Below are 14,278 nucleotides of genomic sequence, written 5' to 3'. Positions count from 1 at the left end.
GAGACGCCCAACGCCTCCATCGCCCGCCGCGCACCGATGATCGAGGACTTCGTCTGGAGCAGGTCCTGCGTCGTCTCCACCAACAACGCGTCCGCACCGCCGGAGAGGAGGCCCTCGGCGTTGATCTGGTAGGCGTCCCGGATCGCGTCGTAGCGGATGTGGTTCAGGGTCGGGAGCTTGGTGCCGGGGCCCATCGAGCCCAGCACCCAGCGCTGCTGACCCGTGGAGGCCGTGAACTCGTCCGCGACCTCGCGCGCGATCCGCGCGCCCGCCTGCGAGAGCTCGAAGTTGCGCTCCGGGATGTCGTACTCCACCAGGGCGGAGAGGTTGGTGCCGAAGGTGTTGGTCTCGACGCAGTCGACGCCGACGGAGAAGTAGGCCTCGTGGACCGTGCGCACGATGTCGGGGCGCGTCACGTTCAGGACTTCGTTGCAGCCTTCCAGCTGCTGGAAGTCCTCCATCGTCGGGTCCTGGGCCTGGAGCATCGTCCCCATGGCTCCGTCGGCGACCACCACGCGGGTGGCCAGTGCCTGTCGGAGGGCGTCGGCACGGGTCTGCGTGTCGGCGGCGGGCGGGTTCGGCAACGAGGCCATGGTTGAGCTCCCTGGGATGCGACGGCTGTCGGCTTTGCACCCCCTCTGTGTCAAGGGTGCACGCGGTCAGGGTAACCGCGCGGAGGCGGCCCCGGTGAGGGTGTCCCACGTGGCGGACTGCATTCTGTGCGCGGGGATCCACCGGGTCTGGCCGGTTCGCCGTGGCTCGAACATTTTCCCCACCATGCGCGGAGTCGGCATCGACCGATACTGTTCAGCATTGTCGAACCACGTCAGCAGGAGGCAGCCCGATGGCACGGAACATCCAGTCGCTCGAGCGAGCCGCTGCGATGCTGCGACTCCTGGCGGGGGGCGAGCGCCGCTACGGCCTGTCGGACGTGGCCTCCTCGCTGGGGCTGGCCAAGGGCACCGCCCACGGCATCCTGCGCACCCTCCAGGCCGAGGGTTTCGTGGAGCAGGACCCCGTATCGGGCCGCTACCAGCTGGGGGCGGAGCTGCTGCGCCTGGGCAACAGCTATCTGGACGTGCACGAGCTGCGCGCCCGCGCGCTGGTCTGGACGGACGACCTGGCCCGGGCGAGCGGCGAGAGCGTGTACGTGGGGGTGCTCCACAAGAGCGGGGTGCTGATCATGCACCACGTCTTCCGCCCCGACGACAGCCGCCAGGTGCTGGAGGTGGGGGCCATGCAGCCGCTGCACTCCACGGCCCTGGGCAAGGTGCTGTCGGCGTACGACCCGGTGGCGCACAGCCAGGCCGCGGAGGCCGAGCGGGAGCCGTTCACGCCCCGTACGGTCACGGACCCGGCCGGCTTCGAAGAGGTGCTGGACCTGACCCGGGCGCGCGGCTGGGGCTCCGACGTCGAGGAGACCTGGGACGGTCTGGCCTCGGTGGCCGCGCCGATCCACGACCGGCGCCGGATGCCCGTGGGCGCGGTGGCGGTCTCGGGCGCCGTGGAGCGGGTCTGCGGCGAGTCCGGGGAGCCGCGTCCGGCGCTGGTGGCGGCGGTGCGCGACTGCGCGCGTGCGGTTTCGCGCGATCTCGGCGCGGGCCGGTTCTGACCTTCCCTTCTCAGCCGGGAGCCCCTCCCTGGCCGTTCCATGCCCATTTCGGCGCGTTCCTGATCATGGGATGGCTGGATTTGGGCGATCGTACCTACTGGTAACGATCCTGCACTTTGGCCTGGCCAACCCTTGACGCGTTCTCCACCTGGGCGGAAAACTGCCGTTCACCGGTCGGCATTGTCGAACACTTAACGGCAATACGCGTTAAGGTGTGGCAAGGCCAAGGAACCGGTGCAGCACTCACCGAGTGCGTGGGACCACCGGAGGGACCCGGTGTTCCGCCCACCCCATGGACGTTTTTGACAAAGGAGTCGCGGGTGTCCAGCTCCGACATCTTCATCGGCGAGACCATCGGTACCGCCCTGCTCACCCTGCTCGGCGGAGGCGTCTGCGCCGCCGTGACGCTCAAGAGCTCCAAGGCCCGCAACGCGGGCTGGCTGGCGATCACGTTCGGCTGGGGCTTCGCCGTCCTGATCGCCGCCTACGTGTCCGCCCCGCTCTCGGGTGCCCACCTGAACCCGGCGGTCACCGTCGGCCTCGCCATCAAGAGCGGCGACTGGAACGACGTACCGGTGTACTTCGCCGGCCAGCTGCTCGGCGCCATGCTCGGCGCCGTGCTGATGTGGGCGACGTACTACGGCCAGTTCCGCGCCCACCTCGCCGACCCGGAGCACATCCGCGACGCCAAGCTGGGCCCCGAGGACCCGCACCCGCACGACCAGGCCGGTCCGGTGCTCGGAGTCTTCTCGACGGGCCCCGAGATCCGTCATGTCGCGCAGAACCTCATCACCGAGATCATCGGCACGGCCGTCCTGGTCCTGGCCATCTTGACCCAGGGCCTCCAGGACGACGGCAAGGGCCTCGGCGTCATCGGCGTCCTGATCACCTCGTTCGTGGTCGTCGGCATCGGCCTCTCGCTGGGCGGGCCGACCGGCTACGCGATCAACCCTGTGCGCGACCTCGGTCCCCGCATAGTGCACGCCCTGCTTCCGCTGCCCAACAAGGGCGGCTCGGATTGGGGATACTCCTGGATCCCGGTGGTCGGACCGCTCGCCGGTGCCGCCCTCGCCGGCGGTCTGTACAACCTCGCGTTCGCCTGATCAGTACCGGCACGTTGCGCACGATCCGCACCGCCCCCTGATTCCGCCTACTCACAGACCTGCCAGGAGCAGCCACCATGACCAGCAGCACCGGCCCCTTCATCGCCGCGATCGACCAGGGCACCACCTCTTCCCGCTGCATCGTCTTCGACCGCGACGGGCGCATCGTCGCCGTCGACCAGAAGGAGCACGAGCAGATCTTCCCGAAGCCGGGCTGGGTCGAGCACGACGCCACCGAGATCTGGACCAACGTCCAGGAGGTCGTCGCGGGGGCCATCGCCAAGGCCGAGATCACCTCGGCCGACGTGAAGGCCGTCGGCATCACCAACCAGCGCGAGACCACCGTCCTGTGGGACCGCCACACCGGCCAGCCCGTGCACAACGCGCTGGTCTGGCAGGACACCCGCACCGACGCCCTGTGCAAGGAGCTCGGCCGCAACGTCGGCCAGGACCGCTTCCGCCGCGAGACGGGCCTGCCGCTCGCCTCGTACTTCGCCGGCCCCAAGGTCCGCTGGCTGCTCGACAACGTCGAGGGCCTGCGCGAGCGCGCCGAGGCCGGGGACATCCTCTTCGGCACGATGGACTCCTGGGTCATCTGGAACCTCACCGGCGGCGCCGAGGGCGGCGTGCACGTCACCGACGTCACCAACGCCTCGCGCACCATGCTGATGAACCTGCACACCCTGGCGTGGGACGAGCGCATCGCGGAGTCGATGGAGGTCCCCCTCAACGTCCTCCCCGAGATCAAGTCCTCCGCCGAGGTCTACGGCCACGTCAAGGACGGCGTCCTCGCCGGTGTCCCGGTCGCCTCGGCGCTCGGTGACCAGCAGGCCGCCCTCTTCGGCCAGACCTGTTTCGCCGAGGGCGAGGCGAAGTCGACATACGGCACCGGCACGTTCATGCTCATGAACACCGGCGACAAGATCATCAACTCCTACAGCGGCCTGCTGACCACGGTCGGCTACCAGATCGGCGACCAGAAGCCGGTCTACGCGCTGGAGGGCTCCATCGCCGTCACCGGCTCGCTCGTCCAGTGGATGCGCGACCAGATGGGCATGATCAAGACCGCGGCCGAGATCGAGACCCTCGCGTCCTCGGTCGAGGACAACGGCGGCGCCTACTTCGTCCCCGCCTTCTCCGGCCTGTTCGCCCCGTACTGGCGCTCCGACGCCCGCGGTGTGATCGCCGGCCTCACCCGGTACGTCACCAAGGCGCACATCGCCCGTGCCGTCCTGGAGGCCACCGCCTGGCAGACCCGCGAGATCACCGACGCCATGACCAAGGACTCCGGCGTCGAGCTGGCGGCCCTCAAGGTCGACGGCGGCATGACCTCCAACAACCTGCTGATGCAGACCCTCTCCGACTTCGTGGACGCCCCCGTGGTGCGCCCGATGGTCGCCGAGACCACCTGCCTCGGCGCCGCCTACGCCGCCGGCCTGGCCGTCGGTTTCTGGCCCGACACCGACGCCCTGCGCGCCAACTGGCGCCGCGCGGCGGAGTGGACCCCGCGCATGCCCGCCGAACAGCGGGACCGCGAGTACAAGAACTGGCTCAAGGCCGTCGAGCGGTCCATGGGCTGGATCGACGACGAAGACGCCAGCTGACCGCACCAGCTGTCGCATCGACGAGGAGCTAAGAGAGATATGAGCAGCCTGCAGAGCGTTCCCTCGCTGGGATCGCACCCGACCGCCGGTTCGAACGCGAGCCGAGCCGAGACCCGCGAGCAGCTGGCCAAGGCCACGTACGACCTGCTCGTCATCGGCGGTGGAATCCTGGGCACCTCGGTGGCCTGGCACGCCGCGCAGTCGGGTCTGCGGGTCGCCATGGTGGACGCCGGCGACTTCGCCGGCGCCACCTCCTCGGCCTCCTCCAAGCTCGTCCACGGCGGCCTGCGCTACCTGCAGACCGGCGCGGTCAAGCTGGTCGCGGAGAACCACCACGAGCGCCGGGTACTGGCCAAGGACGTGGCCCCGCACCTGGTCAACCCGCTGACCTTCTACCTCCCCGTGTACAAGGGCGGCCCGGTCGGCGCCGCGAAGCTGGGCGCGGGCGTCTTCGCGTACTCGGCCCTCTCGGCCTTCGGTGACGGCATCGGCAAGGTCATATCCCCGGCCCGCGCCGCCGCCGACAACCCGGGTCTGAAGACCGACAACCTGAAGGCCGTCGCGGTCTACTACGACCACCAGATGAACGACTCCCGCGTCGCCGTCATGACGGTCCGCGCGGCCGTCGAGTCGGGCGCGGTCGTCCTCAACCACGCCGAGGTCACCGGCCTGCGCATGACGCAGGGCCGGGTCTCCGGCGCCGAGCTCAAGGACCGTCTCGACGGCACCGAGTTCGGGGTCGACGCGCGCGTCGTGCTCAACGCCACCGGCCCGTGGGTGGACCACCTGCGGCGCATGGAAGACAAGCACTCGATGCCGTCGATCCGCCTCTCCAAGGGCGCGCACATCGTGATGAAGCGCAAGTCGCCGTGGAAGGCCGCCATGGCCACCCCGATCGACAAGTACCGCATCACCTTCGCCCTCCCCTGGGAGGACCAGCTGCTGCTCGGTACGACCGACGAGGCCTACGAGGGCGACCCGGCGGACGTGCGCGCCACCGAGTCCGACATCGAGCAGATCCTCGACGAGGCGGCCTTCTCCGTGAAGGACGCCGACCTCGACCGCTCCCTGATGACGTACGCCTTCGCGGGCCTGCGGGTGCTGCCCGGCGGCCCCGGCGGGGTCGAGAAGGCCAAGCGCGAGACGGTGGTCTCCGAGGGCCGCGCGGGCATGCTGTCGGTGGCCGGCGGCAAGTGGACGACGTACCGGCACATCGGCCGCGTGGTCATGGACAAGCTGGCGAAGCTCCCGGGCAGCCCGCTGACCGACGACATGGAGCCGGTGAAGTCCCTGGTGCGCCGGGTGCCGCTGCCCGGTGTCGCCAACCCCAACGCGGTCGCGCACCGGCTGCTGATCGACCGGGACCCGGGCTCGCGGATGGACCCGCTGACCGCGCGCCACCTGGCCTCCCACTACGGCTCGCTGGCCTTCGACATCGCGCGCCTGGCCAATGAGGACCCGGCGCTCGGCGAGCGGATCCACGAGGACGGCCCGGAGATCTGGGCGCAGGTCGCCTACGCCCGTGACCACGAGTGGGCGGAGACGGTCGACGACGTCCTGCGCCGCCGTACGACGGTCACCGTGCGCGGTCTCGACAACGACGAGGTGCGCGCCCGCGTCGAGGAGATGCTGAGCCGCAAGGCATAGCTTCCGCGCAGGTGGGGAAGAGGGGTGGTCCCGGGGACCACCCCTTTTCCGATGGCTGTGGCAGGCACACCGCCAAGGCTTAGGCTGGCCCCCGTAGGCAAGGAACTTCGGAAGGAGACCTGGGTGATCGAGCTTGAGGGCGTGCCCGAGCTGATCGACCCGGTCATGGTGGCCGCGTTCGAGGGCTGGAACGACGCGGGTGACGCCGCCTCCGGTGCGGTGACGCACCTGGACCGGGAGTGGAAGGGCGAGGTGTTCGCGGCGCTGGACGCCGAGGACTACTACGACTTCCAGGTCAACCGTCCGACGGTGTGGCTGGACAACGGGGTGCGCAAGGTCACCTGGCCGACCACCCGGTTGTCCGTGGTCCGGGTGGGCGGCGCCAAGCCGCGCGACCTGGTCCTGGTGCGGGGCATCGAACCGTCCATGCGGTGGCGGTCGTTCTGCAACGAGATCCTGGGCTTCGCCCACGAACTGGGCGTGGAGATGGTGGTCATCCTGGGCGCGCTGCTCGGGGACACCCCGCACACCCGGCCGGTGCCGGTGAGCGGGGTGACGTCCGATCCGGACCTGGCCCGGACGATGGACCTGGAGGAGACCCGGTACGAGGGCCCCACGGGCATCGTCGGGATCCTCCAGGAGGCCTGCACGCACGCGGGTGTTCCGGCCGTCTCGCTGTGGGCGGCGGTGCCGCACTACGTGTCGCAGCCGCCGAACCCGAAGGCGACGCTGGCCCTCCTGAACCGCCTGGAGGACCTCCTGGACATCCGCATCCCGCTGGGCGAACTGCCGGAGGACGCGCGGGCGTGGCAGGTGGGGGTGGACCAACTGGCCGCCGAGGACAGCGAGGTGGCGGAGTACGTCCAGACGCTGGAGGAGGCGCGGGACACGGCGGACCTCCCGGAGGCCTCCGGGGAGGCCATCGCCCGGGAGTTCGAGCGGTACCTGCGGCGGCGCGACGGTGGGCCGGGTCCCGCCGTGGCGGGCGACCCGGGGGACGGTTCGTACCTGCGCGACCCGTCGAGCGGTCGACCGAAAGGCCCGCGCCGCAAACCGGACGCGGCCGCGGAGGACCCCACCGACCCTCCGCCGGAAGACCCCGCCCCGGACACCCCGGAGGCCTAGACGAGGGTCACGGTCTTCCCTCGGACGCGTCCGCGCCCAGGGGGAGGTCCGTTCGATGCGGGGTGCGTAGCGGCCTCGGTGAGGAGCGCGGGGTCGTTCACCGCGTCGGCCAGGTGGACGCCCGGGCTTCCGGCGATCTCGACGAGGTCCGCGAGGGATTCGGCGGGGCCCGTGCCGTAGGTGGCGGGAAGGGCTTCAAGTCCCTCCGGGACCCACTCCAGCCCCGCCGGCGTTTGAGGCGCCCCCGGAGGGCACGTGGAGCCGCACCCGCCCCCCTGAACGCACCGCGGCCCCCACCCGGAAGGGCAGGGGCCACGGTCACGGCCGGCCGGGACCGGCCAGGGTCAGAGGGCCACGCCCAACAGGGCGTCCACGGTCCGCGAGACCAGCCCGGGCGCGGCCTCGTCGGAGCCGCCGGAGGCGATCTGCGCGTCCGCCCAGCGGTCCACGGCCGCCAGCGCCGCCGGCGCGTCCAGGTCATCGGCGAGGGCCTCCCGGACCTCCTCCACCAGCGCGTCGGCCGCGAGCCCGTCCGGCCGGGACACCGCCGCACGCCACCGCTCCAGCCGCGCCACCGCATCGGCGAGGACGCCGTCCGTCCACTCCCAGTCGGCCCGGTAGTGGTGCGAGAGCAGGGCCAGGCGGATCGCCGCCGGGTCGACCCCGGAGCGCCGCAGCGCCGAGACGAAGACCAGGTTGCCCTTGGACTTCGACATCTTCTCGCCGTTCAGCCCGACCATGCCCGCGTGCACGTACGCCTTGGCCATCGGGAACTCGCCCGTCAGGGCCTGCGCGTGCGAGGCGCCCATCTCGTGGTGCGGGAAGGCGAGGTCGGACCCGCCGCCCTGGATGTCGAAGCCCATGCCCAGGTGGTCCAGGGCGATGGCGACGCACTCGATGTGCCAGCCGGGCCGGCCGCGGCCCAGCGAGCCGCCGTCCCAGCTCGGCTCGCCCGGGCGGGCGGCCATCCACAGCATCGGGTCGAGCGGGTTCTTCTTGCCGGGGCGTTCGGGGTCGCCGCCCCGCTCGGCGGAGAGCAGCCGCATCGCCTCGGCGTCGAGGTGCGAGACCCCGCCGAAGTGCGGGTCGGACTCGACCGAGAAGTAGGTATCGCCGTCGAGTTCGTACGCGGCGCCCGCGTCCCGGAGTCGCTCCACGAGCGGCACGATGCCGGGTATGGCCTCGACGGCGCCGATGTAGTGCTGCGGCGGGAGCATCCGCAGGGCGGTCATGTCCTCGCGGAACAGGGCGGTCTCGCGCTCGGCGAGCTCGGTCCAGTCGTGTCCGTCGCGCAGGGCCCGCTCCAGGAGCGGATCGTCCACGTCGGTCACGTTCTGGACGTAGTGCACCTGCCGCTTGGTGTCGAGCCACACGCGCTGCACGAGGTCGAACGCGTTGTAGGTCGCCGCGTGACCCATGTGGGTCGCGTCGTACGGGGTGATTCCGCAGACGTAGATACGGGCGACGGGACCGGGGGAAAGGGTGACCTTCCCCTGAGTCGAAGTGTCGTGGATCTGGAGGTCGCGGCCCTTGCCAGGCAGGGCGGGGACCTCAGAAGCGGGCCAGGCATGCATGCATCGAGCCTAACCGGACGGGTGTTCCTCAAACGAACCGGACCTGCGCTCTTGGCGTGATCGAATCCCTTGCGGTCCGGCCGGTTGTGTGCGTACGTCCGTACGGGCCCGCGGCCCGGTGGCGGCCGGGGTCAGACGGGCGGCCAGGGGATCGAGGGCCACTCCCCGGAGGGTCGGGGATGCTCCCCGGTCCGCAGCAGGTCCGCCACCCGGCCCCGTACGGCGTCCAGCTCGACCGGTGTGATCAGTTCCGCCAGTCGGGTGGCGAGCGGCGCTCCCTCGGCCAGCAGGGCGGCCAGGGAGGCGAGCACCGCGCGCGCCTCGTCGGTGAGCGGCTCCCCCGCCCAGCCCCAGAGCAGGGTGCGCAGCTTGTCCTCGGTGTGGAAGCTCACGCCGTGGTCGATGCCGTAGAGCCGGCCGTCGGGGGCCGGCAGCAGGTGGCCGCCCTTGCGGTCGCCGTTGTTGATCACGGCGTCGAGGACGGCGAGGCGGCGCAGCCGGGGGTCGTCGGCGTGCACGAGGAGGGCGGTGCGGCCCTCGCCGACGTCGGCGAGGGCGACGGGCTTCCAGCCCTCCCCCGCTTCCTCGCCGTCGACCAGCGCGAGCAGCCTCGCCCCGGCCGGGCCCTCGGCCTCCGCGGCGTCGTCGGCGTCGGCGTCGTCCTCGGCGGGCTCCGCGGCCTCGATCCAGTGCTGGACCATGCCCTCGCCGTAGGGCCCGTCGCGCAGCACGGTCGCCGGGACCAGGCCCCAGCCGGTGGCCTCGGAGACCAGGAAGGCGGCGCGCTCGCGCTGGGCGAGGTTGCCGTCGGGGAAGTCCCACAGCGGCCGCTCGCCCTTGACGGGCTTGTAGACGCAGTCCAGGCTCACCCCGCCGTGGGTCACGGTGCACAGCAGCACGGCGTTGGACGCCTCGCGGATCCGGCCCCGGACGGTCAGCTCACCGCGCGCGAGCACGTCGAGGAGCGCCTCGGTCGGCTGCTGGGGCTGGTCGCCGTGCCCGTCGTCCGGCTGGTGCTCCCGCGTCACGTCGTCCCCCATCGCGTTCACGCCCCGCGCCGGTAGCCGTTCTGGCGCGGACAGACGTGCCCCTCGGGGTCCAGGGGCAGGCTGCACAGCGGGCACGGCGGGCGTCCCGCGTTGACCACGTCGAGGGCCCGCTTGGCGAAGGCGCGGGCCTGCGCCCCGGAGAGCCGCACCCGCAGCATGGGCGGGCCGTTCTCCTCGTCCTGGAGCAGCCGCTCCTCCGCCTCGGCGAGGTCCTCGTCCGAGTCGGCGTCGAGTTCCACCAGGGCCTGCGCCTCGACGATCATGCGCTGTTCCTCGCCGTCCCAGGCCAGGGCCATGGTGCCGACGCGGAACTCCTCCTCGACGGGTACGTCGAGGGGGGCCGTGTCCGCGGCCTCGGTGGAGGCCACGGCGGGGACCGGGGCATTGCCCCCGGTGCGCCGCACGACTTCGTCCAGCAGCTCGTCCATCCGCTCCGCGAGCGCCGCGACCTGGGTCTTCTCCAGGGACACGCTGGTCACGCGGGGGCCGGTGGAAGCCTGGAGGAAGAAGGTTCGGCGTCCGGGCAGGCCGACCGTGCCGGCCACGAAGCGGTCCGGCGGGTCGTAGAGGAACACCTGACGGGGCACGTCCAGTCTCCGGTTTCTCTGCGGCAGGGGGAGGTCTGCGCACGTGTGTCTGTGCTGATGTATCGGGGCCAGTCCACCCTACTGCGCCGTTCGATCACGCAGCGCCCGCGCCGCCTCCCACGACGGCGTTCCCGCCGTCTTCGGCGCCTTTGTCCGCGTGCTCCGGCGCACCCTCCGCCGCGGGTCGAGCGCCGAGGCCGGCGAACTCCCCGGTGTCGCCGAGCCGGAGCAGGAAGGGGCGGGTCGGCGTGTAGCGGATCGCGGTGATCGAACAGGGGTCGACGTGGATGCGTTGGAAGAGGTCGAGGTGCATCCCGAGGGCGTCGGCGACGAGCGACTTGATGATGTCGCCGTGCGAACACATCAGGTACGCGGCGTCGGAGCCGTGCTCCTCGTCGATGCGCGCGTTCCACTCGCGGACGGCGTCCACGGCGCGCGCCTGCATGGCGCGCATGGACTCGCCGCCGGGGAAGGCCGCGGCCGACGGGTGCTGCTGGACGATCCGCATCAGGGGTTCGTCGGACAGTTCGGAGAGTTTGCGCCCGGACCAGTCGCCGTAGTGGCACTCGCCGATCCGCTCGTCCGGGTGCAGCGGCAGGTCCGGCCGGGCTGCGAGCAGCGGTGCCAGGGTCTGGCGGCAGCGCTCCAGCGGGCTGGTGACGGCGGCGGCGAGCGGCAGGTCCGCGAGGCGGCCGGGCAGCGCGGCGGCCTGTTCGGCGCCGCGCTCGTCCAGCTCGACGCCGGGGGTCCATCCGGCGAGCAGCCCTGCGGTGTTGGCGGTGGACCGCCCGTGTCGTACGAGGATCAGCGTGGCCATGGCGACAGGGTAAGCGGTCGGCGTGGTGTGCGGCCGGGGCCGGGTCAGGGAAGAATGCCCCGGGTGATTGTGGACTGTGCGATTTACCGGGACGGCCGCCGTACCGAAGGACCCGAGGACTTCTCGGACGCCCTGGCCGAGGCCAGGGCCGCCGGCGACGCCTTCCTGTGGGTCGGCATGCACGAGCCGTCGGCGAAGGAGTTCGAGCACGTCAGCCGGGAGTTCGGGCTGCACGCGCTCGCCGTCGAGGACGCGCTCACGGCGCACCAGCGGCCGAAGTTGGAGGTCTACGACGACTCGCTCTTCGTCGTCCTCAAGCCGGTCCTGTACGACGACGCCACGGACACGGTGACCACGGGCGAGCTGATGGTCTTCATCGGCGACTCGTTCGTCGTGACGGTGCGGCACGGCGAGGGGGCCGCGCTGACCGCCGTGCGGCGCCGGTTGGAACAGGAACCGGAGGTGCTCAAGCACGGGCCCACGGCGGTGTTGTACGCGGTGGCCGACGCGGTGGTGGACCACTACATCGAGGTGGCGGCGGAGCTCCAGGCGGACCTGGAGGAGCTCGAGGCCGAGGTGTTCGCGCCGAATCCCTCGGACGCGAAGAACACGGCGGCGCGGATCTACGGCTTCAAGCGGCAGGTGCTGGAGTTCCGGCGGGCGACCAGCCCGCTGCTCCAGCCGATGGACCGGCTGGCCTCGGGGAACGTGCCGTTCGTGCACGACCACTCGCGGCCCTTCTTCCGGGACGTCTCCGACCACCTGACGAAGGCGAACGAGTACATCGAGGGCCTGGACCGGCTGCTCTCGGACGCGCTGGCGGCGCACCTGGCGCAGATGGGCGTCCGGCAGAACGACGACATGCGCAAGATCTCGGCGTGGGCGGCGATGGCGGCGGTGCCCACGATGGTCGCGGGGATCTACGGGATGAACTTCGAGCACATGCCGGAGCTGACGCACGCGTGGGGCTATCCGGGCGTGTTGATCGTGATGGCGCTGCTGTGCGTGGGCCTGCACCGCATGTTCAAGCGGCGGGGCTGGCTGTAGGGACCACCACCGGGTGGGTCCGGCCCGCACCTCCCGGGCCGCTGCCGGTGCCGAGGGCGTCGCGGTGCTCCGGCATCCGCAGGTCCACCATGCGGTGCCAGCCGGCGAAGCGCTCGTAGGCGTGGACGGAGCGGATCCCGGCGGCGAGCGCGGCGGACTTGGCCGGGGGCCAGCGCAGCAGGCGGCCCATGTGGGCCATCACGGCGAGGCTGACGTCGCGGTAGACGGTGATCTCGGCCAGGGCGCTCTGGCGCAGTACCCGCTGGATGGTGCGTCCGTGGCCGGCGGCGGCGAGGCGCAGGAGTTCCTCGTGGCAGTAGGCGAGGTGGTTGTCCTCGTCGGCGCTGATCATGCGCACGGCCCGGCCGATCTCGGGGTGGTCGCCGAAGTGGCGCACGAGGAGCTTCATCTGGTCGGCGGCGCGCTGTTCGGTGACCCGGCTGTGGGCGAGGTAGACGACGATGTCGCGCTCGGTCAGGGGTTCGGCGCGGCGCAGCTTCTCGTGGGCGAGCCCGATGCCGAGCCGCTCCAGCTTCATCGTGTAGTCGGTGTCGGCCGGGACGGTGACGGCGTGCAGTCCCCGGTGGCGCAGCAGGGCGTGGAAGATCCGCCCGTGCTTGTCCTCGTCGGCGCCGTGCCGCACGATCCGGGGCGCGAGGGTGCGCATGCCGTCGGGCACCAGCGCCGCGATCCGCGCGTTCTCCCAGCCGCCCTGGGACTCCCCGCTGGCGGCGATGGAACAGAACAGCTGGAAGGAGTCGTCGTGTTCGAGGATCTCCCGGAACAGGCTGCGAGCAGAGAGCATGGGACGGAACACCTCCGGGGAAGCGGGACTTCACTCAAGTCCCGATCCCGGATGCGGGCAACCGTAGGTAGCCCGAAGGGGTAGGCCCGGGGGCGTAACCCACCGGGCCCCCGGCGCGTTGTTCGCTGTGCCGGCCGTGGCGGGGAAGACCCCCCGAGCCCCCACCACGGCCGCAGACTTCCTCCCGGCCCCGCCCCCGGGACGTGCGCTACGCGAGTCCGGCCCGCTCCAGGGCCTCGGTGCCGGCGCGCAGGGCGGTGAGGCGCTCCTCCAGGGTGAAGCCGGCCGGGGCCAGCGTCAGGGTGGTGACCCCGGCCTCGGCGTAGGCCGTCATCTTGTCCGCGATCCGCTCCACGGAGCCGAGCAGGGTGGTCGAGTCGATCAGCGAGTGCGGGATCGCGGCGGCCGCGCCCGTCTTGTCGCCGGCCAGGTACTTGTCCTGGATCTCGGCGGCTTCCTTCTCGTAGCCCATGCGCTGGGCGAGCTGGTTGTAGAAGTTCTGCTTGCGGCTGCCCATGCCGCCGACGTACAGGGCGGTGTAGGGGCGGAACATGTCGGCGAGGGCGTTCACGTCGTCGCCCACGGCGAGCGGGACGGTCGGACAGACGTCGAAGCCGTCCATGGTCAGCCCGACCTTCTCGCGGCCCGCCCGGATGTGGGTGAGGGCGGTGGCCTCCAGGTGCTCGGCGGCCGGGAAGATGAGCAGGGCGCCGTCGGCGATCTCGCCGGTCTGCTCCAGGTTCTTGGGGCCGATGGCCGCGATGTAGAGCGGGATGTGCTCGCGGGTGGGGTGCACGGTGAGCTTGAGCGGCTTGCCGGGGCCACCGGGCAGCGGCAGGGTCCAGTGCTCGCCGTCGTGCGTGAGGCGCTCGCGGCTCATGGCCTTGCGGACGATCTCCACGTACTCGCGGGTGCGGGCCAGCGGCTTGTCGAACTTCACGCCGTACCAGCCCTCGGAGACCTGCGGGCCGGAGACGCCGAGGCCGAGGCGGAAGCGGCCGCCGGAGAGGGAGTCCAGGGTGGCGGCGGTCATCGCGGTCATCGCGGGCTGACGGGCCGGGATCTGGAGGATCGCGGAGCCGATGTCGATGCGCTCGGTCTGGGCGGCGACCCAGGCCAGGACGGTCGGGGCGTCGGAGCCGTAGGCCTCGGCGGCCCAGCAGACGTCGTAGCCGAGGCGGTCCGCCTCCCGGGCGACGGCCAGGTTGTCGGCGTCCATGCCCGCGCCCCAGTAGCCGAGATTGATGCCGAGCCGCATGTCGTCCCCTTTAAGCCGGTACACGTCTGTACTGATGAGTAACGTCGCTG

Annotated in this window: 13 protein-coding genes; 6 read left to right on the top strand and 7 right to left on the bottom strand. The window is 71.5% G+C overall.

Translation table 11 applies throughout. The features are described 5' to 3' along the window. Positions 1 to 593, bottom strand: a 593-nt coding sequence (locus tag ACZ4UB_RS29925) for a homocysteine S-methyltransferase family protein (protein WP_468074903.1), incomplete at its 3' end; no start/stop codon positions are given. Positions 594 to 844: 251 nt separating this feature from the next. Between ACZ4UB_RS29925 and ACZ4UB_RS29920 the strand changes: the two genes are divergently transcribed. From ACZ4UB_RS29920 to ACZ4UB_RS29900, 5 genes are all read left to right on the top strand, one after another. Then, positions 845 to 1,612 (top strand): IclR family transcriptional regulator, encoded by a 768-nt coding sequence (locus ACZ4UB_RS29920; protein WP_354383613.1) that lies wholly within the window; start codon positions 845 to 847, stop codon positions 1,610 to 1,612. 320 nt (positions 1,613 to 1,932) lie between these two features. Continuing rightward, a complete protein-coding gene (locus ACZ4UB_RS29915; protein WP_354383612.1) occupies positions 1,933 to 2,715 on the top strand; it encodes an MIP/aquaporin family protein in 783 nt (260 codons plus the stop codon). 77 nt (positions 2,716 to 2,792) lie between these two features. Further along, positions 2,793 to 4,319: a glycerol kinase GlpK gene (gene glpK / locus ACZ4UB_RS29910; RefSeq protein WP_354383611.1), complete on the top strand. Its 1,527-nt coding sequence runs from the start codon at positions 2,793 to 2,795 to the stop codon at positions 4,317 to 4,319. Positions 4,320 to 4,358: 39 nt separating this feature from the next. Beyond that, entirely contained in the window at positions 4,359 to 5,966 is a 1,608-nt protein-coding gene (locus tag ACZ4UB_RS29905; RefSeq protein ID WP_468074900.1) for a glycerol-3-phosphate dehydrogenase/oxidase, read from the top strand. A 123-nt stretch (positions 5,967 to 6,089) separates the two neighbouring features. Then, a complete protein-coding gene (locus ACZ4UB_RS29900) occupies positions 6,090 to 7,091 on the top strand; it encodes a PAC2 family protein (RefSeq protein ID WP_354383609.1) in 1,002 nt (333 codons plus the stop codon). Positions 7,092 to 7,435: 344 nt separating this feature from the next. On the opposite strand, the gene mshC is transcribed toward ACZ4UB_RS29900, so the two are convergent. The 4 genes from mshC to ACZ4UB_RS29880 all read right to left on the bottom strand — a co-directional run bounded on the left by mshC (position 7,436) and on the right by ACZ4UB_RS29880 (position 11,118). Beyond that, positions 7,436 to 8,665: a cysteine--1-D-myo-inosityl 2-amino-2-deoxy-alpha-D-glucopyranoside ligase gene (mshC, locus tag ACZ4UB_RS29895; RefSeq protein WP_468074898.1), complete on the bottom strand. Its 1,230-nt coding sequence runs from the start codon at positions 8,663 to 8,665 to the stop codon at positions 7,436 to 7,438. A gap of 131 nt (positions 8,666 to 8,796) precedes the next feature. Further along, entirely contained in the window at positions 8,797 to 9,705 is a 909-nt protein-coding gene (locus ACZ4UB_RS29890; RefSeq protein WP_468074919.1) for an SCO1664 family protein, read from the bottom strand. A gap of 5 nt (positions 9,706 to 9,710) precedes the next feature. Next, a complete protein-coding gene (locus tag ACZ4UB_RS29885) occupies positions 9,711 to 10,301 on the bottom strand; it encodes a DUF3090 domain-containing protein (RefSeq protein WP_354383605.1) in 591 nt (196 codons plus the stop codon). Between the two features lie 94 nt (positions 10,302 to 10,395). Then, the gene (locus ACZ4UB_RS29880) at positions 10,396 to 11,118 is read right to left on the bottom strand and encodes a histidine phosphatase family protein (RefSeq protein ID WP_468074896.1); all 723 of its coding nucleotides are present in this window, start codon (positions 11,116 to 11,118) and stop codon (positions 10,396 to 10,398) included. Between the two features lie 54 nt (positions 11,119 to 11,172). Between ACZ4UB_RS29880 and corA the strand changes: the two genes are divergently transcribed. Beyond that, the gene (gene corA, locus ACZ4UB_RS29875) at positions 11,173 to 12,165 is read left to right on the top strand and encodes a magnesium/cobalt transporter CorA (protein WP_354383603.1); all 993 of its coding nucleotides are present in this window, start codon (positions 11,173 to 11,175) and stop codon (positions 12,163 to 12,165) included. On the opposite strand, the gene ACZ4UB_RS29870 is transcribed toward corA, so the two are convergent. Both ACZ4UB_RS29870 and ACZ4UB_RS29865 read right to left on the bottom strand, forming a co-directional pair. Beyond that, positions 12,143 to 12,970 carry a ferritin-like domain-containing protein gene (locus tag ACZ4UB_RS29870; protein WP_468074893.1) on the bottom strand — a complete coding sequence of 276 codons (828 nt, stop codon included), beginning with the start codon at positions 12,968 to 12,970 and terminating at the stop codon, positions 12,143 to 12,145. The genes corA and ACZ4UB_RS29870 overlap by 23 nt on opposite strands. Before the next feature lie 208 nt (positions 12,971 to 13,178). Beyond that, a complete protein-coding gene (locus ACZ4UB_RS29865; protein ID WP_468074891.1) occupies positions 13,179 to 14,228 on the bottom strand; it encodes an LLM class F420-dependent oxidoreductase in 1,050 nt (349 codons plus the stop codon). Positions 14,229 to 14,278: the final 50 nt, after the last annotated feature.

The organism is Streptomyces sp. NPDC028419 (assembly GCF_055565515.1).
The sequence above is the reverse complement of the archived record's forward strand: the minus strand, read 5'-3'. Positions and strand labels throughout refer to the sequence as shown.

What these genes read in the sequence shown, in the direction of transcription:
- ACZ4UB_RS29920 (WP_354383613.1), top strand. Translation starts at nt 845, where the DNA reads ATGGCACGGAACATCCAGTCGCTCGAGCGAGCCGCTGCGATGCTGCGA.
- glpK (WP_354383611.1), top strand. Translation starts at nt 2,793, where the DNA reads ATGACCAGCAGCACCGGCCCCTTCATCGCCGCGATCGACCAGGGCACC.
- ACZ4UB_RS29905 (WP_468074900.1), top strand. Translation starts at nt 4,359, where the DNA reads ATGAGCAGCCTGCAGAGCGTTCCCTCGCTGGGATCGCACCCGACCGCC.
- mshC (WP_468074898.1), bottom strand. Translation starts at nt 8,665, where the DNA reads ATGCATGCCTGGCCCGCTTCTGAGGTCCCCGCCCTGCCTGGCAAGGGC.
- ACZ4UB_RS29890 (WP_468074919.1), bottom strand. Translation starts at nt 9,705, where the DNA reads ATGGGGGACGACGTGACGCGGGAGCACCAGCCGGACGACGGGCACGGC.
- ACZ4UB_RS29880 (WP_468074896.1), bottom strand. Translation starts at nt 11,118, where the DNA reads ATGGCCACGCTGATCCTCGTACGACACGGGCGGTCCACCGCCAACACC.
- corA (WP_354383603.1), top strand. Translation starts at nt 11,173, where the DNA reads ATGCCCCGGGTGATTGTGGACTGTGCGATTTACCGGGACGGCCGCCGT.
- ACZ4UB_RS29870 (WP_468074893.1), bottom strand. Translation starts at nt 12,970, where the DNA reads ATGCTCTCTGCTCGCAGCCTGTTCCGGGAGATCCTCGAACACGACGAC.
- ACZ4UB_RS29865 (WP_468074891.1), bottom strand. Translation starts at nt 14,228, where the DNA reads ATGCGGCTCGGCATCAATCTCGGCTACTGGGGCGCGGGCATGGACGCC.